Source organism: Bradyrhizobium canariense, from assembly GCF_900105125.1.
GTDB classification, from domain to species: domain Bacteria; phylum Pseudomonadota; class Alphaproteobacteria; order Rhizobiales; family Xanthobacteraceae; genus Bradyrhizobium; species Bradyrhizobium canariense_A.
This window is the reverse complement of sequence record NZ_LT629750.1, coordinates 3,681,110-3,705,952: the sequence shown is the minus strand read 5'-3', so window position 1 is coordinate 3,705,952 and position 24,843 is coordinate 3,681,110. Positions and strand designations below refer to the sequence as shown.

General features: G+C 61.9%; 35 protein-coding genes, 1 pseudogene and 1 riboswitch. Of the genes and pseudogenes, 10 read left to right on the top strand and 26 right to left on the bottom strand.

The window, feature by feature from the left end; all coding sequences use genetic code 11:
• The first annotated feature begins 35 nt into the window (after nucleotides 1–35).
• Both tam and BLV09_RS17770 read left to right on the top strand, forming a co-directional pair.
• Entirely contained in the window at nucleotides 36–806 is a 771-nt protein-coding gene (gene tam, locus BLV09_RS17775) for a trans-aconitate 2-methyltransferase (RefSeq protein ID WP_100383699.1), read from the top strand.
• 33 nt (nucleotides 807–839) lie between these two features.
• Nucleotides 840–2,096, top strand: a complete 1,257-nt coding sequence (locus BLV09_RS17770) for a lytic murein transglycosylase (protein WP_146688271.1) — start codon at nucleotides 840–842, stop codon at nucleotides 2,094–2,096.
• A gap of 180 nt (nucleotides 2,097–2,276) precedes the next feature.
• Here the strand turns inward: BLV09_RS17770 and BLV09_RS17765 are convergent, their stop codons facing one another.
• Both BLV09_RS17765 and BLV09_RS17760 read right to left on the bottom strand, forming a co-directional pair.
• On the bottom strand, nucleotides 2,277–2,549 hold the full coding sequence (locus BLV09_RS17765) for a hypothetical protein (RefSeq protein WP_100383697.1): 273 nt from the start codon (nucleotides 2,547–2,549) through the stop codon (nucleotides 2,277–2,279).
• 234 nt (nucleotides 2,550–2,783) lie between these two features.
• On the bottom strand, nucleotides 2,784–3,098 hold the full coding sequence (locus BLV09_RS17760) for a hypothetical protein (protein WP_100383696.1): 315 nt from the start codon (nucleotides 3,096–3,098) through the stop codon (nucleotides 2,784–2,786).
• 74 nt (nucleotides 3,099–3,172) lie between these two features.
• On the opposite strand from BLV09_RS17760, the gene BLV09_RS17755 reads away from it, so the two are divergent.
• From BLV09_RS17755 to bfr, 3 genes are all read left to right on the top strand, one after another.
• Nucleotides 3,173–3,556: a hypothetical protein gene (locus BLV09_RS17755; protein ID WP_100383695.1), complete on the top strand. Its 384-nt coding sequence runs from the start codon at nucleotides 3,173–3,175 to the stop codon at nucleotides 3,554–3,556.
• 178 nt (nucleotides 3,557–3,734) lie between these two features.
• Nucleotides 3,735–4,016: a (2Fe-2S)-binding protein gene (locus tag BLV09_RS17750; protein WP_146691176.1), complete on the top strand. Its 282-nt coding sequence runs from the start codon at nucleotides 3,735–3,737 to the stop codon at nucleotides 4,014–4,016.
• Nucleotides 4,017–4,150: 134 nt separating this feature from the next.
• On the top strand, nucleotides 4,151–4,636 hold the full coding sequence (gene bfr, locus BLV09_RS17745) for a bacterioferritin (protein WP_100383694.1): 486 nt from the start codon (nucleotides 4,151–4,153) through the stop codon (nucleotides 4,634–4,636).
• 74 nt (nucleotides 4,637–4,710) lie between these two features.
• Here the strand turns inward: bfr and BLV09_RS17740 are convergent, their stop codons facing one another.
• The 6 genes from BLV09_RS17740 to BLV09_RS17715 all read right to left on the bottom strand — a co-directional run bounded on the left by BLV09_RS17740 (nucleotide 4,711) and on the right by BLV09_RS17715 (nucleotide 8,354).
• On the bottom strand, nucleotides 4,711–5,316 hold the full coding sequence (locus BLV09_RS17740; protein ID WP_146688270.1) for a pyridoxamine 5'-phosphate oxidase family protein: 606 nt from the start codon (nucleotides 5,314–5,316) through the stop codon (nucleotides 4,711–4,713).
• Nucleotides 5,317–5,480: 164 nt separating this feature from the next.
• Nucleotides 5,481–5,834, bottom strand: coding sequence for a hypothetical protein (locus BLV09_RS17735; protein WP_100383692.1), 354 nt, complete (start codon nucleotides 5,832–5,834; stop codon nucleotides 5,481–5,483).
• A 154-nt stretch (nucleotides 5,835–5,988) separates the two neighbouring features.
• Nucleotides 5,989–6,333, bottom strand: coding sequence for an MmcQ/YjbR family DNA-binding protein (locus BLV09_RS17730; protein WP_146688269.1), 345 nt, complete (start codon nucleotides 6,331–6,333; stop codon nucleotides 5,989–5,991).
• Between the two features lie 25 nt (nucleotides 6,334–6,358).
• Entirely contained in the window at nucleotides 6,359–7,420 is a 1,062-nt protein-coding gene (locus tag BLV09_RS17725) for an alpha/beta fold hydrolase (protein WP_146688268.1), read from the bottom strand.
• A 141-nt stretch (nucleotides 7,421–7,561) separates the two neighbouring features.
• Nucleotides 7,562–7,807 carry a DUF2188 domain-containing protein gene (locus BLV09_RS17720; RefSeq protein WP_146688267.1) on the bottom strand — a complete coding sequence of 82 codons (246 nt, stop codon included), beginning with the start codon at nucleotides 7,805–7,807 and terminating at the stop codon, nucleotides 7,562–7,564.
• 82 nt (nucleotides 7,808–7,889) lie between these two features.
• Nucleotides 7,890–8,354 carry a nuclear transport factor 2 family protein gene (locus BLV09_RS17715; RefSeq protein WP_146688266.1) on the bottom strand — a complete coding sequence of 155 codons (465 nt, stop codon included), beginning with the start codon at nucleotides 8,352–8,354 and terminating at the stop codon, nucleotides 7,890–7,892.
• Between the two features lie 194 nt (nucleotides 8,355–8,548).
• Between BLV09_RS17715 and BLV09_RS17710 the strand changes: the two genes are divergently transcribed.
• On the top strand, nucleotides 8,549–8,815 hold the full coding sequence (locus BLV09_RS17710; RefSeq protein ID WP_100383689.1) for a DUF2277 domain-containing protein: 267 nt from the start codon (nucleotides 8,549–8,551) through the stop codon (nucleotides 8,813–8,815).
• Between the two features lie 89 nt (nucleotides 8,816–8,904).
• Complete coding sequence (locus BLV09_RS17705) at nucleotides 8,905–9,105, top strand: hypothetical protein (protein ID WP_146688265.1); 201 nt, start codon at nucleotides 8,905–8,907, stop codon at nucleotides 9,103–9,105.
• A 39-nt stretch (nucleotides 9,106–9,144) separates the two neighbouring features.
• On the opposite strand, the gene BLV09_RS17700 is transcribed toward BLV09_RS17705, so the two are convergent.
• The 4 genes from BLV09_RS17700 to BLV09_RS17685 all read right to left on the bottom strand — a co-directional run bounded on the left by BLV09_RS17700 (nucleotide 9,145) and on the right by BLV09_RS17685 (nucleotide 12,394).
• A complete protein-coding gene (locus BLV09_RS17700; RefSeq protein WP_146688264.1) occupies nucleotides 9,145–9,636 on the bottom strand; it encodes a collagen-like protein in 492 nt (163 codons plus the stop codon).
• A 109-nt stretch (nucleotides 9,637–9,745) separates the two neighbouring features.
• Nucleotides 9,746–10,918 carry a cytochrome P450 gene (locus BLV09_RS17695; protein ID WP_146688263.1) on the bottom strand — a complete coding sequence of 391 codons (1,173 nt, stop codon included), beginning with the start codon at nucleotides 10,916–10,918 and terminating at the stop codon, nucleotides 9,746–9,748.
• Between the two features lie 144 nt (nucleotides 10,919–11,062).
• Nucleotides 11,063–11,314, bottom strand: a complete 252-nt coding sequence (locus BLV09_RS17690; RefSeq protein WP_100387138.1) for a helix-turn-helix domain-containing protein — start codon at nucleotides 11,312–11,314, stop codon at nucleotides 11,063–11,065.
• Nucleotides 11,315–11,626: 312 nt separating this feature from the next.
• Entirely contained in the window at nucleotides 11,627–12,394 is a 768-nt protein-coding gene (locus BLV09_RS17685; RefSeq protein WP_146688262.1) for an SDR family NAD(P)-dependent oxidoreductase, read from the bottom strand.
• 133 nt (nucleotides 12,395–12,527) lie between these two features.
• On the opposite strand from BLV09_RS17685, the gene BLV09_RS17680 reads away from it, so the two are divergent.
• The gene (locus tag BLV09_RS17680; RefSeq protein WP_146688261.1) at nucleotides 12,528–13,001 is read left to right on the top strand and encodes a J domain-containing protein; all 474 of its coding nucleotides are present in this window, start codon (nucleotides 12,528–12,530) and stop codon (nucleotides 12,999–13,001) included.
• A gap of 124 nt (nucleotides 13,002–13,125) precedes the next feature.
• On the opposite strand, the gene BLV09_RS17675 is transcribed toward BLV09_RS17680, so the two are convergent.
• Nucleotides 13,126–13,818 (bottom strand): glutathione S-transferase family protein, encoded by a 693-nt coding sequence (locus BLV09_RS17675; protein ID WP_146688260.1) that lies wholly within the window; start codon nucleotides 13,816–13,818, stop codon nucleotides 13,126–13,128.
• Nucleotides 13,819–14,886: 1,068 nt separating this feature from the next.
• Between BLV09_RS17675 and BLV09_RS17670 the strand changes: the two genes are divergently transcribed.
• A complete protein-coding gene (locus BLV09_RS17670; RefSeq protein WP_146691175.1) occupies nucleotides 14,887–15,402 on the top strand; it encodes an REP-associated tyrosine transposase in 516 nt (171 codons plus the stop codon).
• A gap of 211 nt (nucleotides 15,403–15,613) precedes the next feature.
• Here BLV09_RS17670 and BLV09_RS17665 read toward each other — a convergent pair whose 3' ends face one another.
• The 7 genes and pseudogenes from BLV09_RS17665 to BLV09_RS17640 all read right to left on the bottom strand — a co-directional run bounded on the left by BLV09_RS17665 (nucleotide 15,614) and on the right by BLV09_RS17640 (nucleotide 18,610).
• Complete coding sequence (locus tag BLV09_RS17665) at nucleotides 15,614–15,871, bottom strand: hypothetical protein (protein ID WP_146688259.1); 258 nt, start codon at nucleotides 15,869–15,871, stop codon at nucleotides 15,614–15,616.
• Nucleotides 15,872–16,064: 193 nt separating this feature from the next.
• A pseudogene (locus BLV09_RS38150) lies at nucleotides 16,065–16,258 on the bottom strand (RidA family protein); the annotation flags it as partial.
• A gap of 33 nt (nucleotides 16,259–16,291) precedes the next feature.
• The gene (locus BLV09_RS37320; protein WP_167558775.1) at nucleotides 16,292–16,591 is read right to left on the bottom strand and encodes a hypothetical protein; all 300 of its coding nucleotides are present in this window, start codon (nucleotides 16,589–16,591) and stop codon (nucleotides 16,292–16,294) included.
• Between the two features lie 20 nt (nucleotides 16,592–16,611).
• On the bottom strand, nucleotides 16,612–17,154 hold the full coding sequence (locus BLV09_RS37315; RefSeq protein WP_167558774.1) for a hypothetical protein: 543 nt from the start codon (nucleotides 17,152–17,154) through the stop codon (nucleotides 16,612–16,614).
• Between the two features lie 165 nt (nucleotides 17,155–17,319).
• Nucleotides 17,320–17,706 (bottom strand): RidA family protein, encoded by a 387-nt coding sequence (locus BLV09_RS17650; protein WP_146688258.1) that lies wholly within the window; start codon nucleotides 17,704–17,706, stop codon nucleotides 17,320–17,322.
• 3 nt (nucleotides 17,707–17,709) lie between these two features.
• Complete coding sequence (locus tag BLV09_RS17645) at nucleotides 17,710–18,180, bottom strand: DUF6691 family protein (RefSeq protein WP_146688257.1); 471 nt, start codon at nucleotides 18,178–18,180, stop codon at nucleotides 17,710–17,712.
• Between the two features lie 4 nt (nucleotides 18,181–18,184).
• Nucleotides 18,185–18,610, bottom strand: a complete 426-nt coding sequence (locus BLV09_RS17640; protein ID WP_146688256.1) for a YeeE/YedE family protein — start codon at nucleotides 18,608–18,610, stop codon at nucleotides 18,185–18,187.
• Between the two features lie 147 nt (nucleotides 18,611–18,757).
• On the opposite strand from BLV09_RS17640, the gene BLV09_RS17635 reads away from it, so the two are divergent.
• Complete coding sequence (locus BLV09_RS17635) at nucleotides 18,758–18,982, top strand: DUF6429 family protein (protein ID WP_100383676.1); 225 nt, start codon at nucleotides 18,758–18,760, stop codon at nucleotides 18,980–18,982.
• Nucleotides 18,983–19,410: 428 nt separating this feature from the next.
• On the opposite strand, the gene BLV09_RS17630 is transcribed toward BLV09_RS17635, so the two are convergent.
• The 6 genes from BLV09_RS17630 to BLV09_RS17605 all read right to left on the bottom strand — a co-directional run bounded on the left by BLV09_RS17630 (nucleotide 19,411) and on the right by BLV09_RS17605 (nucleotide 24,716).
• The gene (locus BLV09_RS17630) at nucleotides 19,411–19,686 is read right to left on the bottom strand and encodes a tripartite tricarboxylate transporter substrate-binding protein (protein ID WP_100383675.1); all 276 of its coding nucleotides are present in this window, start codon (nucleotides 19,684–19,686) and stop codon (nucleotides 19,411–19,413) included.
• Nucleotides 19,687–19,809: 123 nt separating this feature from the next.
• Nucleotides 19,810–21,708 carry a phosphomethylpyrimidine synthase ThiC gene (thiC, locus tag BLV09_RS17625; RefSeq protein ID WP_146688255.1) on the bottom strand — a complete coding sequence of 633 codons (1,899 nt, stop codon included), beginning with the start codon at nucleotides 21,706–21,708 and terminating at the stop codon, nucleotides 19,810–19,812.
• A gap of 140 nt (nucleotides 21,709–21,848) precedes the next feature.
• Nucleotides 21,849–22,502 carry a thiamine phosphate synthase gene (locus BLV09_RS17620; protein WP_146688254.1) on the bottom strand — a complete coding sequence of 218 codons (654 nt, stop codon included), beginning with the start codon at nucleotides 22,500–22,502 and terminating at the stop codon, nucleotides 21,849–21,851.
• The gene (locus BLV09_RS17615) at nucleotides 22,489–23,271 is read right to left on the bottom strand and encodes a thiazole synthase (protein ID WP_146688253.1); all 783 of its coding nucleotides are present in this window, start codon (nucleotides 23,269–23,271) and stop codon (nucleotides 22,489–22,491) included. Before BLV09_RS17615 ends, BLV09_RS17620 begins: the two co-directional genes overlap by 14 nt.
• A gap of 216 nt (nucleotides 23,272–23,487) precedes the next feature.
• Nucleotides 23,488–23,685 carry a sulfur carrier protein ThiS gene (gene thiS, locus BLV09_RS17610; protein ID WP_146688252.1) on the bottom strand — a complete coding sequence of 66 codons (198 nt, stop codon included), beginning with the start codon at nucleotides 23,683–23,685 and terminating at the stop codon, nucleotides 23,488–23,490.
• Nucleotides 23,676–24,716: an FAD-dependent oxidoreductase gene (locus tag BLV09_RS17605; protein ID WP_146688251.1), complete on the bottom strand. Its 1,041-nt coding sequence runs from the start codon at nucleotides 24,714–24,716 to the stop codon at nucleotides 23,676–23,678. The genes thiS and BLV09_RS17605 overlap by 10 nt, the downstream gene beginning before the upstream one ends.
• Nucleotides 24,704–24,839, bottom strand: a riboswitch (TPP riboswitch). It overlaps the preceding gene by 13 nt.
• Nucleotides 24,840–24,843: the final 4 nt, after the last annotated feature.

Genomic DNA, 24,843 nt, shown 5'->3' with positions numbered 1-24,843 from the left:
CGAGAGATCACGAAACTTCGGAAACGGGCACTGGCATGGCGGACTGGAGCGCACAGCAGTATCTTAAATTCGAGGACGAGCGAACGCGTCCGTCGCGCGACCTCCTGGCCCAGATCCCGATCGCCGACGCGCGCAAGGTCGTCGATATCGGTTGCGGTCCTGGGAATTCGACCGAGCTTCTGGTCAAGCGCTGGCCGCAGGCCGCGGTCACCGGCATCGACACCTCCGCCGACATGCTGCGGCAGGCGCGCGAACGGCTGCCGGGACAGACGTTCATCGAGGTCAACGTCGCGCATTGGGTGCCGCCGGAAAAGACCGATGTGCTGTTTGCCAATGCGATCTTCCAATGGGTGCCTGGCCATCTGAAGCAGCTACAGCGGCTGCTTGGCACGCTGCCGCCGGGTGGCGTGCTCGCGGTGCAAATGCCTGACAATCTCGATGAGCCTTCCCATGTCCTGATGCGCGAGGTCGCGCAGGTCGGGCCATGGCGGGAAAAGCTTGCCGACAAGGCGCGGGTGCGCGACACGGTTCCGACGCCAGGCGTTTATTATGATGCTTTGGGTCCGCTCTGCAGGCGGCTGGAAATCTGGCACACGATCTATAATCACGTGCTGCAGGATGCCGCCGCCATCGTGGAATGGGTCAAAGGAACAGGGCTGCGGCCGTTCGTCGACCCGCTGGAGCCGCCCGAGCGCAAGCAATATTTCGCCGAATACACCGCGCGCATCGCCGCCAGCTATCCGCCGCAGGCGGATGGCAAGGTGCTGCTGCGGTTTCCGCGGATCTTCATTGTGGCGGTGAGGTAAAAGCCGCCGCTGGTTCACGAATGGTAGGCAGCGATGCGACGGATCAAGCTCGTGAACGCTTTTAATCGGATCCTGCTCGGGCTTTCCATTGTTGCGCTAATTTCGGGCTCGTCTGCCGCCCGCGCCGCTGACGCGGCCTTTACGCAATTCATCACGTCGTTGTTGTGGCCGGAGGCGCAAGCGGCCGGCGTTTCGCGCGCGACGTTCGATGCGCAAACGCGCGGCCTCGAGCCGGATTATAAATTGCCTGACCTGATATTGCCCGGACGTCCCGCGACCGGCGCGCCGTCGCAGGCGGAGTTCGTGCAAGTGCCGGCGGATTACCTCAAGGAAGCCAGCATTGCGCGGCTGGCGGAAGAGGGACAGCGGCTGATGGCGAAGTATCGCGACGCGCTGTCCGGCATTGAGGCGCGCTTCGGCGTGCCCGGCACCGTTGTACTCGCCATCTGGGGCCGCGAAACCGACTTTGGCCGCTACACGCTGCCCTATGACGGGTTACGCGTGCTGGCGACACAGGCCTATGTCGGCCGTCGCAAGGATCAATACCGCAACGAATTTATCCTGGCGCTGAAGATGATCGGTGACGGCGAAGTGACGCGCAAGGATTTGCTCTCGTCCTGGGCCGGCGCCACCGGTCTCACGCAATTCCTGCCGTCGGAATTTTACCAGCACGCGGTCGATTTCGATGGCGATGGCCGCAAGGACATCTGGCATTCGGTGCCGGACGCGCTTGCCTCTGCCGCCGAGCAACTCGTCAACAAGGGCTGGCAGCCGGGCGTGCGCTGGGCCTATGAAGTGCAGGCACCGGCGAGCGCGGATTGCACCTCAGGCGTGCCCGAAGTGACGAAGCCGATCGGCGAGTGGCTGCGCGAAGGTTTTGTGCCGGTGCGCGGGCAAAAACTCAGCGCCGCCGAACAGGCTCAGCCGGCATCGCTGCTGCAGCCCGAGGGGATCTATGGTCCGGCGTTTCTGACCACGAAGAATTATTTCGTCATCAAGGAATATAATTTTTCGGATCTCTATGTGCTGTTCGTCGGCCACCTCAGCGACCGCATGCTGAGCCCGCAGCCATTCGCGACGCCGTGGTCCGCCTCGACGCAATTACGCACGGCCGACGTCGAAGCGATGCAGCGACAGCTCACGCGTCTTGGTCTTTACAAGGACAAGCTCGACGGCAAAGCGGGGATGCTGACGCGCGCAGCGTTGGGTGCATATCAGAAATCGAAGGGGCTTAAGGTGGACTGCTGGCCAAGTGAAACCGTGCTGCGCTCGATGAATGCGGCGCGCTAGATATCCGGTTCTGATAGATCAGAACCGGATATCTAGCCGTTATTTTTGACGCGTTTTCTTCACGCGAACCGGTATCCACTTCGCTCGAAAACGCTATGGCTAAAAAGAAAAAACCCGGCTGAAACTTCAGCCGGGTTTTCGAAATCAAAGCGCGACGGATGCCGCGCTGACGCGATCAGATCAGTTGCAGACCTCGACGCGACGGAAGCGCCAGGCGTAGCCATCCCAGAAGCGCTCGCGAGCCCAGTGGCAGGGCGGCGGCGGGGCGTCTTCCACATACACCGGCCCACCATAGGCCGGACGGCTGGCGGCGACGGCTCCGCCGACAATCGCGCCACCGATGATGCCGCCAGCCACAGCCGCGCCGAGGCCGCGCTGTGCGCTTGCGGGAGTCGCAGCGAGCGAACCGGCAACGGTTGCGACCGCGACGAGGGCAGCAAATGTCTTATTCATGTCTTGTGCTCTCCTGGAGATGGCGCCTTCGCTCAGCGCCGGGTTTAAGGTGAACTCACACGCCGTATTCGAAGGTGGCCGTCTCGCTAAAAAGCGCACAACAGTCAATCGAAAGTAAACGTCGGCAGGCTGGTGGGCCGGAAAAAAGGTTTTTTCAGGCCAATTTCTCAATCACATCCCCGGGAACACCGGTTTCCGGGGATGCCGTTGCTGATTTAATGAAGGTGAACGGATTTAGTCGCAGACCCTTACATTGCGATATCGCCAGCCATAGCCGTCCCAGAAACGCTGCCGTTGCCAGTAGCAAGGTCCATAGCCCGGGCCGGCTGCATAGGCGGGTGCGCCGTAATAGCCGTAACCGGGTCCATAGTAGCCGTAGCCGGGTCCGTAATAGCCCGGACCGGCAAGTGCGCCGCCAACGATGGCGCCGCCGATAATTCCGCCGGCGATCGCGGCACCAACACCGCGCTGGGCATGAGCCGGCGCAGGCGCCACGGCCGAAATGGCGAGGGTGGAGACGGCAGCGAGTGCCATCAATGTCTTCCTCATGGCTTCACCTTTCTCATTGAGCAAGGACAGCGTTTAAGCAGTCTGTCGCATCGAAAGTTCCACATTCAGCTTGAATGATCAATGAACGGGGTTGCCATATTCAGCAACAAATGGTCGCTGGTGTGGGCGCTTTTGCGGCGCACAAGCGGCGCTCCCCGTTCATTTTAGAACGACACGACACCATGACACTGGCAACGACGGCTTTTGGAATTGCAGTCGGCATGACAGCGCTGATTTGCTGCGCGCTGATGACGCGATCGCGGAAGAGCCGTCGAAGCGGCGGCTCCGCTTCCGGTGCGTTTGGCTCGAGCGACGCCAGTTTCGGCGGCGATGACAGCGGTAGCCATCACGGCTGGGGCGGCCATCATTCCGCATCTGATCATTCGAGCATTTCAGGCGATTCAAGCGGCGGTGATGGCGGCGGGAGTAGCAGTGACGGAGGTGGCGGAAGCGATTAACGCGAGACGTCCCGGAAATGGGCACGAGAGGTTGTGCCTGTGCCGCAGCGCTTTTTAGAGCCGTTCTAGAGTTTGATGCCCCAGTTTGGAATAGCTTGAAAAGACGGTTTTTCCTTTTGCTTCCGGTCGCCGCCTTCAATATCTCATCATCGTACAGTCACCGATGAGCCCCCGTTTCATGATTGTTTGTTCCTGTAACGTGCTGACCGACCACGACGTCCGTAATGCGGTCAGTGGCTCAGAAGGCCTCCCCCGAAGCCCCAAGCAGCTCTATGGATGCCTCGGTTGCAGCGCCGAGTGCGGGCGGTGCGCGCGCACCATCAAGACCATCATTGACGAGGCCCTCGGCGCCTGCGCCAAGGCCTGCTGTGCCGGCTGCCCGCATAGCCAGGCGCACGCGCATGGCCATCCAGAGCACGTTCATCATCTTGGCGACCTGGCTCACGTGGCGGCCGCCTAATATTTTCGTAATTAATTGAATTCGTAGTCTCTTTTGTCGTCTCGGCAAAAGGGTTGCTCTCGCGGTTAAACTGATTTAGAAGCATTCTAAATCAAAGCGAGGGGCCGATTCAGGTCTCGCAACCGGAGCGCATCATGCAGGGCGACCCAAAAGTCATCGATTACCTCAACAAGGGTCTGCGCAGCGAACTGACGGCCATCAACCAGTATTGGCTGCATTACCGGCTCCTCAACAACTGGGGCTTGCTGGAGATGGCGAAGGTCTGGCGCAAGGAATCCATTGAGGAAATGAACCACGCCGACCGCTTTACCGATCGCATCCTGTTCCTCGACGGATTTCCCAACATGCAGGTGCTCGATCCCTTGCGGATCGGCCAGAACGTCAAGGAAATCATCGAATGCGACCTGGCCGCCGAAGTGGGTGCGCGCGCCCTCTACCAGGAAGCGGCGACCTATTGCCATGGCGTCAAGGATTACGTGTCGCGCGACCTGTTCGAATCTCTGATGAAGGACGAGGAACACCACATCGATTTCCTCGAAACCCAGCTTGATCTGATCCAGCGCATCGGGCTTGAACTTTATACGCAGAAGCATGTCGGCGGGCTCGAGAGCGAGCACTGAATGTTAGTTCGTCATGGCCGGGCTTGACCCGGCCATCCACGACTTCGTAGCCGCGTGGTCCGCTTCTCAAGATCTTACAACTGCGTCTTGTAGCGCGCCTCGACCACGGCCTGCGCCTCCGGCTCACCAAGGCTTGTCTGATCGTGGATCACCTGGCTGATGCTGGGAAATACTTCGCGTTCGACCCGGATCTCCGGCGACCACAGCTTTGAACGCATCAGCGCCTTGCCGCAGTGGAAATAGGCCTCGTGCACGGCGATGCTCAACACCACGCGCGGCGGCTTGCCGAACTCCACCATCGATGCCAGCAGGTCCGGATCGGCCGAGAGTGCGCCCTTGCCGCCGACGCGCAAGGTCTCGTCGATGCCGGGCACGAAGAAGATCAATTGCACGAAGCCTGAGCCTTCGACGATATTTTTGAAACTGTCGATCCGGTTGTTGCCGGAGCGATCCGGCATCAGCAACCGGTTCGGCCCGGCAACATGGACAAAGCCGGGATTACCGCCGCGCGGCGAAGCGTCGACGCTGCCGTCGGAGCCTGATGTTGCCAGCACGCAAAACGGCGACATCGCGATAAAGTCTGTCGCGTGGCTGTCGAGTTCCGGCCGCGCCTTCGCGATCACGCGCGGTGTCGGTTTCGGATAGATCGTGGCGAGGTCGCTGGCGGCAAGGTCGGTCAAGGGCTGTCTCCGGAAAGATGCTTCGTGACGTCCGGATTCTATCATCGCGAAGGCGCGTCGGCCACCCGCTATTCCGGTGCTGCTTGGGAAGGCATCCGACGACGCAACATCTGCGGCGAGCCGATGCCATCCTCGGCCGATCTTCTTGCGCGGATACGCCGACCTCACACCGCGTCGGCCGGCACGAAGCAACTGATCACGATGCCGCCGCCGTGATGCACGTACCACACCACCGCCTGGCCGACCGGATTGCCGCGGTCGCGGATGATGGCGCGTTCGGGCACCGGCATCCACTCGCCTTCGATCGGCACCCAATAGGCGCCGTTGCGAAAATCATATTCGGTGCGATGGCCGTCAGCCATGTCACAGCAGGGCACCCCGTTGGGAGCGACCACGCCCTTGAACCAGGCGCGGATCTCGGGAGGCACATTCTCGTATTGGCCGTTGTCGAAGGCGAACGCCGCACCCGTCAGCGCGGACAAGCACGCCAGCAAAGCGATCTGCGCGAACCGTCGCATACGATCCTCCACGTTGCGTAGGCTTCTCCATCGCTTGCCGCGTTTTCCGGCTCCAGCGAATCCTGCGATTGAGCGAATTAGGCCCGAGCCGCCGCGAGGATGCACGCTCAAAAAATGAGCGATGGGGCGTATCGCCGATTGATGCGGTGCGAAATCAGCGCCTCTTCTTTTCCGGCAGTTTGAGCGACTGCGGCGCGATATTGCGCCATGCAAGCGTGAGTGCGCTTTGCAGCGTCGCGGAATCGGCCTTGGCGAGCCGCACATTGGTGCTGCCGTGCTTGCCCCATCCGCCCGGGACGGGGCGGAAGATTTCGGGCTCGGCCTCGACCAGCATGGATTGCTGGTCCGGCGTCAGTTTCACCATGCCCCAATCTTCATCGGGATAACCGAGTGTGGCAAAGATGCGCTTGCCGACGCGAAAGTCAGCGTGTCCCTGGTGCGAACCCTCGACCGCTGCGGGCAGAGCCAGCGCAATTTGACGGAAGCGTTTGGATGACATCGAGGCTCATCCCATTGCGCGCAACTCACATCGCGTGCTGCGGCGCCGTTTGCAGCAATTTGCGCAACTGCTCCGTATAAAATTTGGCGTTGCCGGTGGTGAGATGGCCGCGCGTTTCGTTGCTCGCCGGGATCAGATAGAGCCGGCCGTTCTTGATGCGCTTGATCGCGGCCGCGGTGACGCCGGTTTCCGGCGGATTGCGCTCGTCGTCGGCGGCATTGATGGCGAGCAACGTGGCCTTGATCTGCTCCATTCCGGCGGACGGATCATAATCGTGCGAGGCTTCCCATTGATAGACAAAGTCGTTGGCATCGGCCGTCACCGGCGCCGCCAGCCGCTCGTCCACCATCTTGTCGGCCTTCGCGCTCGTCGGCGCGAGCGTCTGATAGCCGAGCGTGCCGCCGCTGGTCGCGACCTGGAACAGATTGATGGCGTATTTCATCATGCGCGGCTGCGCCGTGTAATGGCCGCCATTGTAATCCGGATCGTTCCGAATGGTCTCGAGCATCAACCGCCGCAGCATCCAGTTGCGCGCCGCCATCGCGGTCGGCTGCGACGCCATCGGCACTACCGCATCCATCATCTCGGGATATCTGACAGCCCAGATCCAGGCATGCATGCCGCCCATCGAGTTGCCGATCACAAGCCGCAGGTGCTTGATGCCGAGGCCTTCCGTGACCAGGCGATAATGGGCATCGACCATGTCGGCGTAATCGTATTTCGGGAAATTCGTTTTCAGGCCGTCGGAGGGTTTTGACGATTTGCCGTGGCCGAGAGCGTCGGGAATGATGACGTAATATTTCGAGGCATCGAGCGGCTGGCCGGGGCCGAACAACTCACCTGCAAAGGCAGGCGTCAGCAGGCTCGCCGCCGACCCGCCCGAGCCGTGCAGCACCAGCACCGGCTGGCCGGTCGGCTCGCCGATCGTGGTGTAGTGAAGCCGCAATTCCGGCATGGTCTCGCCGGTGTGGAATTTGAAATCCTCGGCGATCCAGTCGCCTTGTTTCGGTGCGGGGTAGTCCGCCGCGACAGCAGCAAATGACGTCATTGCAAAAACAACCGATAGTGCCGCACGCAAAAACCCCATGATGTTTCTCTCTCGGATGTGGCCGCTTGACCCGGGCCGCTCGGGCGCGAGTCTATCACGCCGCGCGAGACGATCCGAGATGGCAGCATCACGGCGATCCCTGAAAAATTTTTGATCAATGCCGACCGCGCGAAGGAATACTTACGCCTTGTCCTCGATGTCGGTTTCGGGACGATCGTTGCCAGCGGCGGTCTCGGTGTGCCATTTGCCATCGGCGGTCTCGTATTCGATCGCCTCGGTACGCCCCGGCACGCGCTGCTCGGTGGCGGCGCGCTTCGCCGCGGCCAGCGCTGCGGCATGGCTCGCAAACGTCTCGGAAAACACGCCGTTGACGGTATAGGCCCAGCCGCCGTCATGTTGAACGATCTTGTAGGTGACGTGGGTCATTCTGGAACTCGCTGGTTTGTCCGCGGGCGCGCGCAGTCTCTAACATATAGCACAAATCATGGAGAAAACAGCGATACGGATACTAACCCGGCCGCTTTACCTTGCTCACTGCGTTCTGTGTGAGCTGGTTGACACCGAACCATCCCCAGTAGATGCGGTGGTGCTGGATCAGGCCATGCTCGATTTCCATAACCTCGAGGAGCTCGATTTGATTGCCGTCGGGCGCTTGCCGCGGATACTCCCACATCAGAACCCGTTTTCCGTCGGTCAACCAGTTGCCAGTTCGATACCACCGCACGAGTTCGTTCGGCCGGCGCCGCGCGCCTTCCTCGAAGAACGGCCGGATTTCGTGGTGTCCGCTGAGGACGCCGCTGCGTCCTTCAAAGATCGCGGGCACCAGTGGCGTTTCGAGAATGGCATCTTGCGCATAAAGAGCGATCAGGCCGTCGGTGTCGAGCGAGCGGGCATAAGCATCCCATTCGCGGTGAATGCGTTCGCAATCCGCGAGGAAACCATCACGAAGCGAACGCTGCGGGGGCGTGTCCATGTGCAGTGTCCCTGGAGCCATAGGTTGTCGGACGAGATATATAAAACCAATCCATGCGGCCCCGCATGGTTCCAGCATGAAGTTGCCCGCGGCCGCAGCGAAGCGAATTGCGCTTTGCCGCCGGCTGGCTAGATTTGTCTCAGGAAAAATCCTTGAACTCATTGGCCGTACGCCCGCGGGCAGAGGAGAACACCATGTGCCGCAACATCAAGACGTTGTTCAATTTCGAACCGCCCGCGACCGACGACGAAATCCATGCTTCCGCGCTGCAATTCGTTCGCAAGCTCTCGGGCTTCAACAAGCCGTCGCAGGCCAATGAGGCCGCGTTCGATCGCGCCGTCGCTGACGTCTCGCAAGCCGCCCGCCGGCTGCTGACGTCGCTGCACACCCACGCGCCCTCGCGCGACCGCGAGATCGAAGCCGAGAAAGCGCGGGAACGCTCGAAGCTGCGGTTCGGGTAGTTCGCATCCGGCGTGACGCAGCTCACGGTACCGCGAGCTGGCTGCGCTCATGATGGCCACCAGTTTTACCGGCCATTCGGAGCGCAGCCATGTTTCCTTCGGCTCGATTGAAATGCAGCGCCGTATTTTTTTCGGTTTTCTGGACCATCGGAATGGTCTGCTGGGATCGATCGTATAGCGAGGCCAATATCATCATGACGGTGATGGCGGGCGCGCTCGCGGCCTATTTCTGGTGCCGCATCATGCGCCGGCAAATCCCGCGGGGCCGGGTCCCGGCACGTCCGCGCTAGCTGGCCGGCTCGGCAGCGAAGCGCCATCGCCGCAGCGATCTACTTCTTGTCCTTATCCTTGTGCTTCTTCTTTTTCTTCTCGCGGCGATCGTCATCATCGTCCGCATCGTCGGGGTCTGCCTCGTTCAGCGCCGCCAGCGCTTGCTGCTCCGCCGCTTCAAGTTCGGCAGCCTCGCGCGCTTCGCGTTCGCGCATGCGCCGGTGATCTTCCCACGCATCGAAGATCATATGCAGCCACGGCATCACCTGTTCGATCGAAGGTAATCGGCCCGGCGGTCCGGTCTCGCCGCGAGGACCCGCTTCGCCACGGGGACCAGCTTCGCCTCTTGCGCCGGGTTCACCGCGGTTGCCTTGTGGTCCGGGCTTGCCCTGGACCCCCGGTTTGCCTTGCAGACCCGGCTTGCCGCGCGCGCCGTCGACGCCCTGCCGTCCGGGATGGCCCTGCGGTCCCGGACGTCCCGGCTCGCCCTGACGTCCGCGCGGGCCTTGCGGTCCCTGTTTTCCCGGTCGGGTGGTTGAATCGTCCGCCACGCATGCGCCCCCTATTATTTCCTAGCTTTTTAGCAGAGGTTCAATGACCGCAGCAATTAAGCTGACGACGCCAGCGGATTCATCAACAGCAAGATCAGGCGGCAACGGATTATATCGCGTCCCACAGCACCGGCAGATTGAGCAGTCCGCGAAATGCCCAACCGCCGATCCGCACCGGGGCAGATTGATCCAGCCGCAGTCCCTTCAGTCGCGCGAAAATGCTGGGCAGCGCGACGTCGGCGACCATCGCGCGCGACGCGAAGGCGCCGGCGCAATAATGCGGGCCGGCGCCGAACGCGATGCTCTTGGCGGTATCGCGCGTGATGTCGAAACGGTCGGGTTCGCTGAAGCAGGCCTCGTCGCGATTGGCCGAGCCGAACATGAAAAACACGCGGTCCTCCGGTTCGAAATCGACGCCGCCATACGACCACGGTTTTGCGACCCGGCGCGGCGACATTCCGATCGGTGCGATCCAGCGCGCATATTCCTCGAACACGTCAATCCATTTCGCGCGTTCCCCGGTGACCCACGCGAGCTGTTCGGGATGCGTCAGCAGGGCCCAGATCGTACCGGCGATGGCGTCGCGCGGTTCGTTCTGTCCGCCCGAGATCGCAAGCTTGATGTTGGCGCGCACGCTGTCGATTGGCATGCCCGCGGCCAGCAGCACGCTGAGGATCGAGGTGTTGGGATGTTTTGTCACCACCGGGATCATGTCGTCGATCGCGGCATCAATGCCCGCGGTGGCGGCGTGGCAGCGTGCTTCGATTTCCTTGTTGCCGGTGTAGTTGGCGATGCCGTCGATCATCGCCTGCGACCACGCATCCATATCCTGAAAACGCATATTGGTCAGGCCGGTGATGTCTTTTAGACATTCCGCCGACAGCGGCAGCGCGAAGGCCTTGCAGAGGTCGGCGCGGCCGGCCGGCGCGAGTTCATCCAGAATGCGATCGGCGTGGGCCTGAAACTGCCGGCGCCAGGTGTCGCGCACGGTGCGCGGCGAGACCGCCGGAAACATCGCCGATCGTTCCGACATGTGCGCCTCGCCATCCTTGCGCATCATGTTGTGGCCCATCAGCGTGTTCATCAGCCCCGCCGGCTGGTGCGAGGAGAACACGTCGATGCGCTTTTCCTGCGTGAAGATATCGTCGCGGCGGGTGAAGACCGTTGAGCCCAGCTGCGGCACGAAGGCGATCGGCGCCTCTTTCCGCATCCGCGCGAGATCAGGATAGGGATCGGCCCAGAACGCCGGCACGTCGATGTCAAAACGCGGGGCGTTAGACATGGGTATTCCTCCATCCGGGATTGTTTCCCGGTTGGTACTACCCTATAGCGTTTTCGCGCGAAGTGGATACCGCTTCGCGTGAGCAAAACGCGTCAAACAAAATAGCGATGCGTCCGATTCAGCGGCGCCGAACCAGACGCATCTCTAGATCGTATGCGCAGGTACGTTGATTCCGCCGGCGGTATAAAGCCGGATCTTGTTGCGCAGGGTGCGTACGGACACCCCGAGCACGCGCGCGGCGCGAGTCCGGTTGCCGCCGCAGCGCGCCAATGTTTGCAGTACCAGCTCCCGCTCGATCTCGCCGACGGTGGATCCGATCAGCAACGGCACGATCTCGTTTGGGGCCAGCGAAGACGCCGGAAAATCCGGCGCGAAAACGGCTAACTCATGGGTCATCAACACCTCCCGATCAACGCCCGTTCGAATCGTGAACGGAAACATCGAGAAACACGCCCTCAGCCATTCGACCGTGCGCGGAGTCGGTTAACAAAACCTTAACGAAGTGCTAACGCGTTGAAATGCCCTGTATACGACACTAAATCGCCCGATCTTGGCCGCGCGTGACTACGAATTGCACACGTCATACTCCGCGAAAGCGGGGTATCCAGTATCCCGAGGCGCCCATGTGTTGTCGTTGCACGCCTCGGAATACTGGATCGCCCGCCTTCGCGGGCGACGACATCTGTAAAGTCGGGAGCATCGCGCATATCAGATCGTCCGATACCCGCCATCCGCCATCACGATCGAGCCGGTGACGTAGCTGGAGAGATCGGAGGCGAGGAAGAGGGCGGGACCGACGATGTCCTCGGGTTTGCCCGCGCGTCCCAGCGGGGTGTGATCGATGAAGATCTTCACCAGTTCCGGGTTGGTGGCGCGCACGCTGGCATTCAACGGCGTCTCGATCAGCCCGGGGCCGATCGCATTGACGCGGACGCCGTCCTTGCCGAGCTCGGCGGCAAGCGCCTTGGTGAAGCCGAGCACGCCATGCTTGGACGCCGTATAGGCCGGTGAGTTCGGCGTGCGCACATGCACAAAGGACTGGATCGAGCCGATATTGACGATGCGCCCCTTGCTGGCGCGCAGCGGCGCCAGAAACGCATGCGTCACGTTGAATGTGCCGTTCAGGTTGATCGCCATGATGTCCTGCCAGTCTTTCAGCACGGCTTCGGCATCGGCGGTGAAGGCGTTGCGGCGGTTGATGCCGGCATTGTTGACGAGGATCGAAACCCGCCCGACCTTGTCGGCGATTCTTTTCGCAACCGCGATGCAGTCCTCGCGTTTGGTGACGTCGAGCGCAAAACTTTCGGCCTTGCCGCCGGCATCGCGGATTTCCCGGGTGGCCTCGGCTGCTGCCTTCTCGTTGACGTCGAGCAGCACCACCTGCGCGCCCTCGCGGGCATAGCCAAGCGCGATCGCGCGGCCGATGCCCGAGCCGGAACCGGTGATGACGGCGATATGGTTTTGCAGCAGGGGCATGGCGGTTTCCTCAGGTCAGTTGTTTTTAAGGAATTAGCGATACGTTAATTCAAACGGGCGACACCGGAAACGCCAAGCCGTATTTGCGCGTTACAGCCATTCAATAAAGACATTTCGCACCGATATTTCGCTCATGGATACGAAGTTCAGGGAGTGGCAACTGGCCGTCGAGCGGTTCTGCTCGGACTCCGCGCCCGACTATGGCGAGGTGGCGCGGCTGGTCGCGGAGATCGCGCGAGACAGCGCCGACGTGACGCTGCGCCAGGCGGCGACGCAGGCGCTGCCGAGCCTGCGCTCGGCGTCGGCGATGCTGGCGGACCGGATCACGACGGAGGCCGCGCGCCGGCGGCTGGGTGTCGTTTGCGACGTGCTGCATGATCTCACCACGCCGCGGTTCGGCAAGCGCGGCCTCGCCCCAAAATCGCTGACGCCGGAAGAACGCCACCGGAAAATGCTCGGCCTGCCGCTCGGCTGCCCGCTGGCTCCGACCGAAATCCATCGGGCCTACAAGCGCGCCGCCAAGACCGCGCATCCCGACACCGGCGGTAACGCCCAGGCCTTTCTCGAACTCTCCGAGGCGCGGGACGCGCTGATGAAGCAGCGGTAAAGCGACTGTAGGGTGGGCTAAGCCAACGGGTCGCGCGAATGCGCGCCCGGTGATAAACTTCGCGAGCCCACCAACTTGCGGCGCAGATGAACGGTGGGCACGGCGCGAAACGCCTTTGCCCATCCTACGCTCGCACCGCCTCATGAATCGCTCGGCAGTGCCGCACGATATTGTCGTGCGCGACCACGAACTGTTTCAGCGGCGTATCGATGTCGTAGAAATAGATGTTGGCGATGAAGCCGTAGATCGCGGCATCGATGCTGGTCGGCTTCTCGCCATGCACATAGCCGTGCGGCGGGATGAGATTGGCAAGCGCCGTTAGATCGGCGAGCCCGCGCGCCATCGCGGCATCTGCATCGTAGCGGCCGATGCCCTGGTAGTAATAGCGCTGCGCGTTGAACTCCTTTGCCTTGGCAAGACCTTCTTCGGTCAGGCTCGGATGCTCGCGCATCAGCGCGTCGCGGAACGCATGCCAGTAACGCTCGTCCTTCCAGCGTGAATATGACATCACCCAATAGAGGTCGTCGAGCATGCGCGTGATCAGCAGGCTTGTGGTGCGCTGCGCCGGCGTCAGCGCGGCGTCGAGCGGCACGCGGTATTTCTTCGTGACAAAAGCCAGGATGGCCTCGCTGTCGCCGACGGTATCGTCACCGTCGACGATATAGGGCAACTGGCCGCGCGGCGCTTTCGAGGCATCGAAAATATGTTCGTGCCGGAACGGCACGCCGGCCAGCCGCAGGAACGCGAACACTTTCAGGCCATAGCCGTTGTTATCGGCGACGCCGAACAAGGGTGGGTAGGAATAAAGCGTGAGCATCGGCGATCTGCTTCAGTCGGAGGTAGGGAACATTAGCTTGCAAGGTCCATACAAGCTAGTCGTAGGTTGCAAGAGCGTTCCTCGCAAATATCGTCACCCCGCGCAGGCGGGGTATCCAGTACGCTGCGGCTTTTCGGTTCTATTACTGGCATCTCGGAATACTGGATCATCCGCTTTCGCGGATGATGACGACTTGTATTCGATTTCGGGCAGCCTCTTCGATCAGTGACGCTTACCGTTTCGCAACACCTGCGCACTTCCCGATTCACTTTTCAAAAAGCCAATTACAGACGTGCATCCGCGCTCCCACGGCGCAATGCGCCCAGGCTGTGAAAAACCCGTTCGCCTCGACAGGCGAGGGCGTGGGGAATGCCGGGTGCCCGTCGCACCCGCAGCCTCGCGTGCAAAGGGTGGAAAGCACACGAGTAGTCACCACGAGTCCACCGGGTTAACCCGGCATTCCCGCACGCAATGGTTTTAACGGCTTATTTCGCGCTCTCCCCGGCGACGAATTCCTCTTGTCACCGTCGTCGGCGGATTTAAGGTTTTGCCGGACCCGGTCGGGCCGACGTCACCTCCGCCAACTTGACACCAGCAACGGGTGCCAGGACCACACGACTTCGCCGTCCGCAGCGTCCGTCTTCGCCCAGAGGCTTCGCCGGACTTTGTGCCCGGTCCGAAGCTTCGGCGAAGGCGGAAATAACGCCGTTCGTCCGCGCGCCCGGCGATCGCTCACAGGCTCCTGAACCCGCCCTGCAACGCCATCGCGCGCCCGACGCCGCCGCGTCCACCGCATCCCATGCCCAACGTCCGTGACGATCGCGATACGCCCCTCTCCGAGGGCCGGGACGGTGCGGGATATGGAGGTGTTTCTACCGGGCGGGAAACAGGAAAATTTTTTGGAAGGGGACTGGACGGATGGAATCGCCGGCGTAGCCCGGATGAGCGAAGCGATATCCGGGTTTGTGATCGCTCCTCTTGGCACATGCCTTGTTTATTCAGTAAAACCCCTTTTGCCAAACGAATAGCCCTCTCATGCGCTTGGCAACATGTGAGATTGGTGACTCCGTGGTCAACTACCGGCGCAACTTCATTCCCGGCGGAACATACTTCTTCACCGTCACGATCGCGGATCGTCGTTCAAGAGTCCTTATAGATCATATCGGTATTTTACGAAGCGCGTTCCGTATAGCCCTACGCGAACGTCCCTTCATCATCGAAGCGGTTGTTATTCTTCCCGATCTCCCTTCAAACGATGCCGACTTTTCGGGGCGATGGAGACGGATCAAAGGCTATTTCAGTAACGCGTTGATCGCCGCAAAAATCGAATTGAAACGCGGTCCGAACGGCGATCTTGCGCTTTGGCAAAAGCGGTTCTGGGAGCACACGGTTCGCGACGAAGACGACTTCGTGCGGCACGTCGACTGCATCCATTTCAATCCAGTCAAGCACGGTCTTGTCTCTCGCGCGCAGGATTGGCCGCATTCCTCATTCCATCGGTACGTTCGGGAGGGTCAGCTGCCGGATGACTGGGCGGGAGACGTTAGCGAGGCCGGTGGAAATTTTGGAGAGCGGATCGAGTGATGTAGCCCGCATGAGCGCAGCGATATGCGGGGAAGCTCCGGAACAGAGTCCGGAAAACGGGAGCCGGTTTCGCAATGAACATGAAGGGTTCACGCGGAGATCATGCTCAGACCATGGACCGATGGTAATCGAATCGTGATCCAAGCCCCGGATGTCGCTGCGCTCATCCGGGCTACGCTACGCTGGAATCACCAGACCTCCAGTCCCCCTCTCACCAGGTGCAGCGGCCCTGCTGCCGTAACTGCTCCTTCGCCGCCAGCGCGTCGGTGACGGTCGGAACCGGCTTGCTGACCACCTTGTAGTCCGAGGGCCAGTGCATGGGCTTCATCGTCAGGCTCTCGTTCCAGATCTGGCAGACGCCGGTGTTGTCGTAACGGATCAGGTAGTAGCCGGCCTGCGCGGGGCTGACGACGGCAAAGGCTGAAACAGCGATGGCGGCGACGGCACAGAGAGCGGTGATGCGGCGCATGAAGAATCTCCTGTTGGAAAATTACTGGTCCAGCCTCCCACGGGCATGTTGCGCGCCGCGGCGGCGGTTATCTTTCGCGATGAGAGCCACACATGCAAGTGGTGCGGTAAAAATATTGAAGGGTTCAGATCGAAAAGCTGTGATCACCAGCGAGAACCGAAATTGCTCGGTCGATCGCTGGTCCCTGATGCAATCAGCGCCCTTCAAGCGACGCGACGCACTCGATCTCGATCAGCATCTTTGGATTCGGCAGCGCGTGAACCACGCAGGTAGTGCGGGCAGGATAGGGCGTCGGTCCGAACGCGGAAACGTATAACGCATTATGGTAGCCATGTCTGAGGCGCGCGTCAGCAGCACGTTCGCTTTGACGAGATCGCGAAAGGTCGCGTCATCTGGCTCATGCAGCCGCCCGACCGCCGGCTAGGACCTTGCGAAAGGTTCGCCTCCGCGAGGCGCCGCCACAAACGATCGCGACAGTTGCTGCAAATAAGATCGGATGGCCGCTTCGCTGTGAGTCTGCGGAATGATATCGGCAAGTTCTTCGTCGCGGCTTTGCAACGCTGTTTCGATCGCCCTTAAATAATCTGAGGGTGTCGCTTGCAGAGCATTCCGGCCAACGACCTGCTTCAAGACGCGGGAGATGCCGAGTTCAGGTCGCGCATCAAACTGCACCGGATACAGCAGCGCCAGCAGAAGGGCTCTCGTGCGATCGTCCAACATGGGCAAGCCCTCTCAACCCTTCACTTGCGGCTGGTCAAGTCCAACGTAACCCATTGGCAAGATATACGATTTTTCTTTAGCCGGTCGATGGCCTGTACAGTGAACCGGCGCGCCGGGGTGTAATGTCCGCTCTTGTCTGAAAGAGCTTTCAACACGCCTCCGATCACTTCAAGTTCGCCCGCAGCCGCAACGGGTCCGCCGGCGGCGAGACTTGAGGGATGGAATTCACCGATCTTTTGATCCTTTGACGCAAAGAAGTTGCCGTCTGCATCCATGACAAAGATGGCGCGATTATCGGAGAACAGGGACTCGGAGCCACGCGTGTCAAACGGTTTTCCGGCGGCGTCGCAGATGCGGCCGTCACGAAGCGTCAGCGCATATGAAGCCCGTTCGGCTGGCGTCAAATATCTAACAGCGTTCCCCGCCCAAATGCGGTTTCCGGGAATTTCTTCGCCTGCAAACCTCGCCAACATTGGCGTCACCTGGTAGCGGCCGCCCAACAGCCGCTGAACGGCGGAAATCAGCCGCGTGAGGATTCCCCCAGGGCTCCAACGGTCGGGCATTCCCGGACACTATCGTGGTAAGCGAATATTGTAAATATGACCGTTAAAGGCGAGTCGCGATCGAACCCATCTTTCGAAGACCGACGACGCCGTTCGTCATGCTTTTGGTTCTGTCGTTAATTGATGGTCGGCACAATGCTTGTTCGGCGTCGGCGACGCGAGCAATCACCGCCCCTCAAGCGACGCGATGCACTCGATCTCGATCAGCATCTTTGGATTGGGCAGCGCATGGACCACGCAGGTGGTGCGGGCGGGGTAAGGCGTAGGCCCGAACGCGGACGCATACAACGCATTCATGGTGGCGACGTCGGAGGCGCGCGTCAGCAGCACGTTGACCTTGACCAGATTGCGAAAGGTGGCGCCGGCTTCGTCGAGCACGCGTTTGATGTTGCGCACGACGAAACCGAATTGCGCCTCGAAACCGTCAGGGAGTGCGCCCTGTTCGTCGAAGCCGGGAATGCCCGAGACAAACAGGAGGTCGCCGACCCGCGCCGCGAAGGAGAGCGGAGGCGCCTGAATGCCGGCCGGTGGAGCGAAGTGTTTGATTGGCATGGATCACCCGTCTGCACGTGATGGGATGCTGCTGGAACTCTCTACCGCGCTACCCGACGTGCTACGCGTGCGCAGCAATTCGTACCCTAGCATGCCCGAGGCCATGGCGACGACAAATACGACGATTGGCAGGCTGAGCCCGGCAAGATTGACCAGCGCCGGTCCCGGGCAGATGCCGACCAGGCCCCAGCCGATGCCGAACAGGACCGCGCCCGCCACCAGCGGCGCGTCGATGTCGTTGCGATCGGGCCAACGATACTTCGCCGCGAGAACAGGCCTGCCGCGCCGCCGCGCCAACGCAAAACCGGCCGCCGCGACCGCGACCGCGCCGGCCATCACGAAAGCGAGCGTGGCATCCCACGCGCCGAAGATGTCGAGGAAACCGAGCACCTTCTCCGGCTGCGTCATGCCGGAGATCAGCAAACCGGCACCGAAGATCAGCCCGCAGGCGAAGCTCGCGATCATGACGGGCATCGCGCTAACCCCCAAACCCGTGACGAACGATCGCCACGGTGATGATGGCCGTGCCCATGAAAATGAGCGTCGCCGCCATCGAGCGTGACGAAAGCCGCGCGAATCCGCAGACACCATGGCCCGACGTGCAGCCATTACCCATGCGGCTGCCGAAGCCGACCAGCAATCCGCCGGCGACAATCAGCGCCATGTTCGATGTCATCGCGGGCCTCGGAAGCGGGACGCCGGCCAGCGCCGCGAGCAGCGGCGCCGCGATCAGCCCCGCGACGAACGCGATGCGCCACGCCTGATCGGCCGGCCGGAACACCAGCAGCCCGCCGAAGATGCCGCTGACGCCGGCGAGGCGGCCGGTCAACAGCATCAGGCTTGCTGCGGCAAGCCCGATCAGCGCGCCGCCGAACAGCCCGGAGAGAGGTGTCAGGTTGTGCATCGCTGCGGGTCCTCGTGGCGCGGTTCGATTCAGCGCGAACCGGCACCTGGCAGGTTCATCGTGTGCCATTATACATTACTCCGAGGGCGGGGGTTAGGCGAAGCCGTGACCGCCGCAAGTGGAGGGACGTTCGACAGGAGGTTCGTCATGCCGCTCAACACCGACAAGATCGACGACGCGGCTCTGGCGCTGCTCTATTTGACACTGCACGATGGCAACAGGGCCTGGAAAGGTTTTGACTGGGACGTGCTCGGCCGTCTGCACGACAAGGGCATGATCGGCAATCCGGCGGGCAAAGTGAAATCGGTGGTCTTCACGCAAGAGGGATTGGAACGGGCAAAGGCGTTATTTGGCGCGCTATTCGAAGGATAGCGCGTAGGGTGGGTTAGCCGCAGGCGTAACCCACCGTTCCTGGCGCGCGGAAAGACGGTGGGTTACGCTGCGCTAACCCACCCTACGGTTTCCTCGCCCGCAACGTACGCGTAAGCGAGTCGTATGGCCGCAGGATATAGGGAGTGGGTCGGGGGTCGGCTTCCCGCGCAGAGCGTGAACAGTTTTGCTGGTCCGCGTATCGGCTGTATCGGGGCCGTGAGATGGGCGCATCGTTCGTAGCCCGCATGAGCGCAGCGAGATGCGGGAAACCCATCAACCCCGGATGTCGCGGAGCCTGTCATCGGGCGCGCGTTCGCGCGACCCGTTGGCTCATCCGGGCTACTCGCTTGGCCCTCATCGTGGCAATGCCGTCTTCGCGTGGGCGGTTTCTTCTGACGGGAGCTATGAAACATTGATCAGGGCAGGCCTCACTGCGCCCTGATGTTTGCTGCCCGGATCACCCTGGCCCATTTCTCAAGCTCGATTTCGATCTGCTTGGCGAATTCCTCCGGTGTGCTGCCGACCGGCTCGAAGCCAAGCGCTACCAAGCGCTCTCTTACGTCCGCCACCGCCACGCTCCTGGCGATCTGGCGATTGAGATACGTGATGATTTCGCCAGGTGTTCCGGCCGGGACGAACACACTGAACCAATTGTCAAACGGCTCAGGCAGCGCCCGATGGATACACCCTCCCGTTTCCGGCATCACTCTATACTAAGAAAGGCCGGGCTTTCGCCCGGCCTTTTGAATTTCAGATAGATGCCCGGGTCATCCAGTGCAAAGACGCGCTTCGCGCCTTTGCCCGGGGATGACGATGGGAGAGCGGGCTCACAACACCCGATTGCTTTCCTTCACCTTGTCCGCGTCAAGATACACGTTGGATCCCATCTCCTTGAACTTGGCGCTCATCGTGGCCATGCCGTCCTCGATGGTGCCGGAGATCGACAAGCCGACGTTGGCGGGATCGTTCAGCGTGGCGGCGTAGTCGCGCACGTCCTGGGTGATTTTCATCGAGCAGAATTTTGGACCGCACATCGAGCAGAAATGCGCGACCTTGTGCGCTTCCTTGGGCAGCGTTTCATCGTGATAGCTGCGCGCGGTGTCGGGATCGAGGCCGAGGTTGAACTGGTCTTCCCAGCGGAAATCGAAGCGGGCGCGTGACAAGGCGTCGTCGCGCAGTTGCGCCGCCGGATGGCCCTTGCCGAGATCGGACGCATGCGCCGCGATCTTGTAGGTGATGACGCCGACCTTGACGTCGTCGCGGTTGGGCAGGCCGAGATGCTCCTTCGGCGTCACATAACACAGCATCGCGCAGCCGAACCAGCCGATCATCGCCGCACCGATGCCCGACGTGATGTGATCGTAGCCCGGCGCGATGTCGGTCGTCAGCGGTCCCAACGTATAGAACGGTGCTTCGCCGCACTCCTTGAGCTGCTTGTCCATGTTGATCTTGATCTTGTGCAGCGGCACATGGCCGGGGCCTTCGATCATCACCTGGCAGCCCTTGTCCCACGCCACCTTCGTCAGCTCGCCAAGCGTCTCCAGTTCGGCGAATTGCGCGCGGTCGTTGGCGTCGGCGATCGAGCCCGGACGCAGGCCGTCGCCCAATGAAAACGACACATCGTATTTGCGCATCAGGTCGCAGATTTCCTCGAAGTGGGTGTAGAGGAAGCTTTCCTTGTGATGCGCCAGGCACCACTTCGCCATGATCGAGCCGCCGCGCGAGACGATGCCGGTGACGCGGTTGGCGGTGAGGTGGATGTAGGGCAGCCGCACGCCGGCGTGGATGGTGAAATAATCGACGCCCTGCTCGCACTGCTCGATCAGCGTGTCCTTGTAGAGCTCCCAGGTCAGCTTGACCGGATCGCCTTCGCACTTCTCCAGCGCCTGATAGATCGGAACGGTGCCGATCGGGATCGGCGCGTTGCGCAAAATCCACTCACGCGTGGTGTGGATGTTGCGGCCCGTCGAGAGGTCCATCACGGTGTCGGCGCCCCAGCGGATCGCCCACACCATCTTGTCGACTTCTTCCTCGACCGATGAAGTGACCGCAGAGTTGCCGATATTGGCGTTGATCTTGGTCAGGAAGTTGCGGCCGATGATCATCGGCTCCAGTTCGCCATGGTTGATGTTGCAGGGGATGATGGCGCGACCGCGCGCGATTTCACTGCGCACGAACTCCGGCGTGACAAACGCCGGCACCGCGGCGCCAAAGCTTTCGCCGTCGGCAAGCGCTGCTTCGGCGCGTTCGAGCTGCACTTTACGCCCGAGATTTTCGCGGGTCGCGACGTAGATCATCTCCTTGGTGATGATGCCGGCGCGGGCGAATTCGAGCTGCGTGATCTTGTGGCCGTCGAGCCCGCGTAGTGGCTTATGGTGCGCCGTGAACGATTTTGCCGCGTGCGATGCGCCGACATTGCCGTTGTCTTCCGGCTTGATGTCGCGGCCCTGATATTCCTCGACGCCGCCGCGCTCCTTCACCCACGCGATGCGCGCGCGCGACAGACCCGCATTGACGTCGATGGTCACGGCGGGATCGGTGTAGGGACCGGAGGTGTCATACACCGGCAAATTCGGCTCGCCGGCGCCTTCGCTCAGGATGATCTCGCGCAGCGGCACCCGCACATCGGGCGCTTCATCCGGCGTGACGAAGATCTTGCGCGATGCGGCCAGCGGGCCGGTGGTGACAGCGGGAAGCGTGGTGTCGGGGTTGGAGCGGATGTTCATGGGATCCTCCTTCTTTTAATTGTTGTCATTCCGGATGGACCGCGAAGCGGGCCGATCCGGATTCTCGAAGTATAAAAACGAAACGAGATTCCGGGTTCGCATCTTCGATGCGCCCCGGAATGACGTTGAGGGTAGATTTTTCACGCGGCCTCCGCGTTTTGGCCGAGCCAGGCGCGAACGCGCGCGTCGGGGTCGGCATTCTGGGTGACGTCGCTGACGACGGCGATGGAATCGGCGCCGGCGGCGAAAATTGCCGCGGCCTGCTCCAGCTTGATGCCGCCGATCGCAACCAGCGGAATGTCGCCGACGCGCTTTTTCCATTCGGTGATCTTCGGGATGCCCTGCGGCGCGAAGCGCATCGATTTCAGTGTGGTCGGAAAGATCGGCCCCAGTGCGATGTAATCCGGATTGGCACGCAACGCGGTCGCGAGTTCCTCGTCGTCATGGGTGGAGATGCCGAGCGTCAATCCGGCGTCGCGGATCGCTTTCAGGTCCGCATCGACAAGATCAGCTAAATCTTCCTGGCCGAGATGCAGATGTTTGGCGCCGGCGACGATCGCCGCACGCCAGTAATCATTGACCACGAGTTTGGTGTTGGTGCCGGCGGTTGCTGCGAGCGCGTCGGTTACGATCTGCAGCGCCCCGGCGTCGTCGAGATTCTTGGCGCGCAACTGCACCGTGCCGACGCCGAGCGCGGCCAGCCGCGCGACCCAGGCGACGCTGTCGACGACAGGATAAAAGCGATCGGGATACGCGTGGCGATCGGGATACGCGTCGCGATCAGGATACGGCATGCCAGAACGGTGTCCCAATGACTGGAGTGGAAGGGGAGGCGAAGTCGCGGGCTTCCATCAGCCCAGCCTCGTAAGCGGTGCGTCCGGCCTCGACGCCCAAGCGGAATGCGTTGGCCATCGCGATGGGATCGGCGGCTTTCGCAATCGCGGTGTTGAGCAGTACCGCGTCGTAGCCGAGTTCGAGCGCATGCGCGGCATGCGACGGCGCGCCGAGACCAGCATCGACCACCAGCGTGATATCCGGCAGCCGGTCGCGCAACAGCTTCAGCGCATCGCGGTTGATGATGCCCTTGGCGCTGCCGATCGGCGCTGCCCACGGCATCACCACCTTGCAGCCGGCATCGACCAGCCGCATCGCGACGCCGAGATCCTCGGTGCAATAGGGGAACACCTCAAAACCGTCCTTGATCAGGTGTGATGCGGCTTCGACCAGCCCGATCACGTCGGGCTGCAGCGTGTCGTTGTCGGCGATCACCTCGAGCTTGATCCAGCTGGTGCCGAACAATTCGCGCGCGAGCTTGGCCGTGGTCACCGCCTCGCGCACGCTGCGGCAGCCCGCGGTGTTCGGCAGCACCGTGACATCGAGCTCGCGGATCAGCGACCAGAAGGCGTCGCCGGTCTTGCCGCCGGCGGATTCGCGCCGCAGCGACACCGTGACGATGCCGGCGCCGGAGGCGCGGATCGCCGCCTGCATGATCGCGGGCGACGGATACAGCGCGCTGCCGATCAGCAGGCGGGAGGAAAATTCGCGGCCGTAGAAGTTCAGCATCTAATGTCCCCGTCATTCCGGACGGTCCGCAGCGCGGACCGATCCGGAATCTCGAAGTGATTTGAGAATTTGTGTCCGCGAGATTCTCCGATGTGCAATTGCACATCGTAGTTTACGCCGACGCGCGCCCCGGAATGACGACCGAGGAGCCGCGGCGTACTGGATCGCCCGGTCAAGCCGGGCGATGACGGCTTAATTTGATGCGCCATCATGCCATCACCCTCCCTGCCGCGGCGTGATGATCTCGATCTCGTCGCCGCTTTTCAACGCCGTCTCGGCCCAGCGGCTGCGCGGCAGCACGTCGTAATTCAGCGCGATCGCAAAATGCGTGCCCTCATATTCGAGCTCGCTCAACAGCGCGTCTACGCGCTGCGCGTTGATCTCGCGCTGTTCGCCGTTGACGATCACGCGCATTGCATCACCTCGTTGTCGATCACGCCGCGCTCGACATAGCCGAGCGTCAGTTCCGCCAGTGCCGGCGCCAGCAGGAAACCGTGGCGGTAAAGTCCGTTGACCTCGATCGTGCGGCCGTCGATCGCGATCCGCGGCAGATTGTCGGCAAAGGCCGGGCGCAGGCCGGAGCCGAATTCCACGATGCGCGCTTCGGCGAAGGCCGGATGCACCGCGTAAGCCGCGCTCAGCAGTTCCAGCGCCGAGCGCACGCTGACGCCGCGATCCTCGGCCTCGATCGAGGTGGCGCCGATCATGAATTGATGGTCTTCGCGGGGAATGATGTAGAGCGGCCAGCGCGGATGGATCAGCCGAATGGGGCGTGAAAATTCGATCTCGCCGGTTTCGACGATGATGATCTCGCCCTTGACGCCGCGCAGCCCGGGCTGGGTATCGCGCGCGGAGAGCCCGCGGCAATCGATTACGATGCCGTCGCATTCCTCGGGGCTGGCTTCGCTGTCAAACCGGATGGTGCCGCCGGCCGCTGCGATGCGGGCATGCAATTGCGGCAGCAGGCGCCGCGGCTCAACATGGCCTTCATCAGGATAAAACAGCCCGTCGCGGAAGCGGCCTTCGAGCGCGGGCTCAAGCTCGCTCATGGCCGCGGCGTCGAGCCGGCGATGGCCGGAGGTCAGCTTCGCAAATCGTTCGAAATCGGCGCGGTCGCGCGGATGCGCCACCACCAGCGAGCCGTTGAACGGGGTCTGCGGAAAATTCTCGCGCCAGAGATCGAGCGAGCGCAGGCCGAGCCGGAAGATCACCGGCTCCGAGACCTCGGCCTCGCAATATGGTGCGAGCATGCCGCCGGCCCAGTGGCTGGTGGATTGCGTCATCGCCGCGTCGCTGCGCTCGTGCAGCGTAACGGCGTGGCCGGCTTGCGCGAACAGCAGAGCCTGCCAGGCGCCCGCAACGCCTGCGCCGATGATGGATACGGAGGATTGCCCCCGCTGGGCGACGGGCGATTGCCCGCGCTGTATCTTCGAACTCTGGTACATCCCTGTCCCTTCGCCGGCATGACCCGGATCAGGTTCAAAGGGTCACCGCGGTCTCGCAGCCTGCGAACAGGATTTGAGCGTGCGGTCTCTCAGCTCCTCATCGGAGCTCCCCTCGGAACGGTCTTAA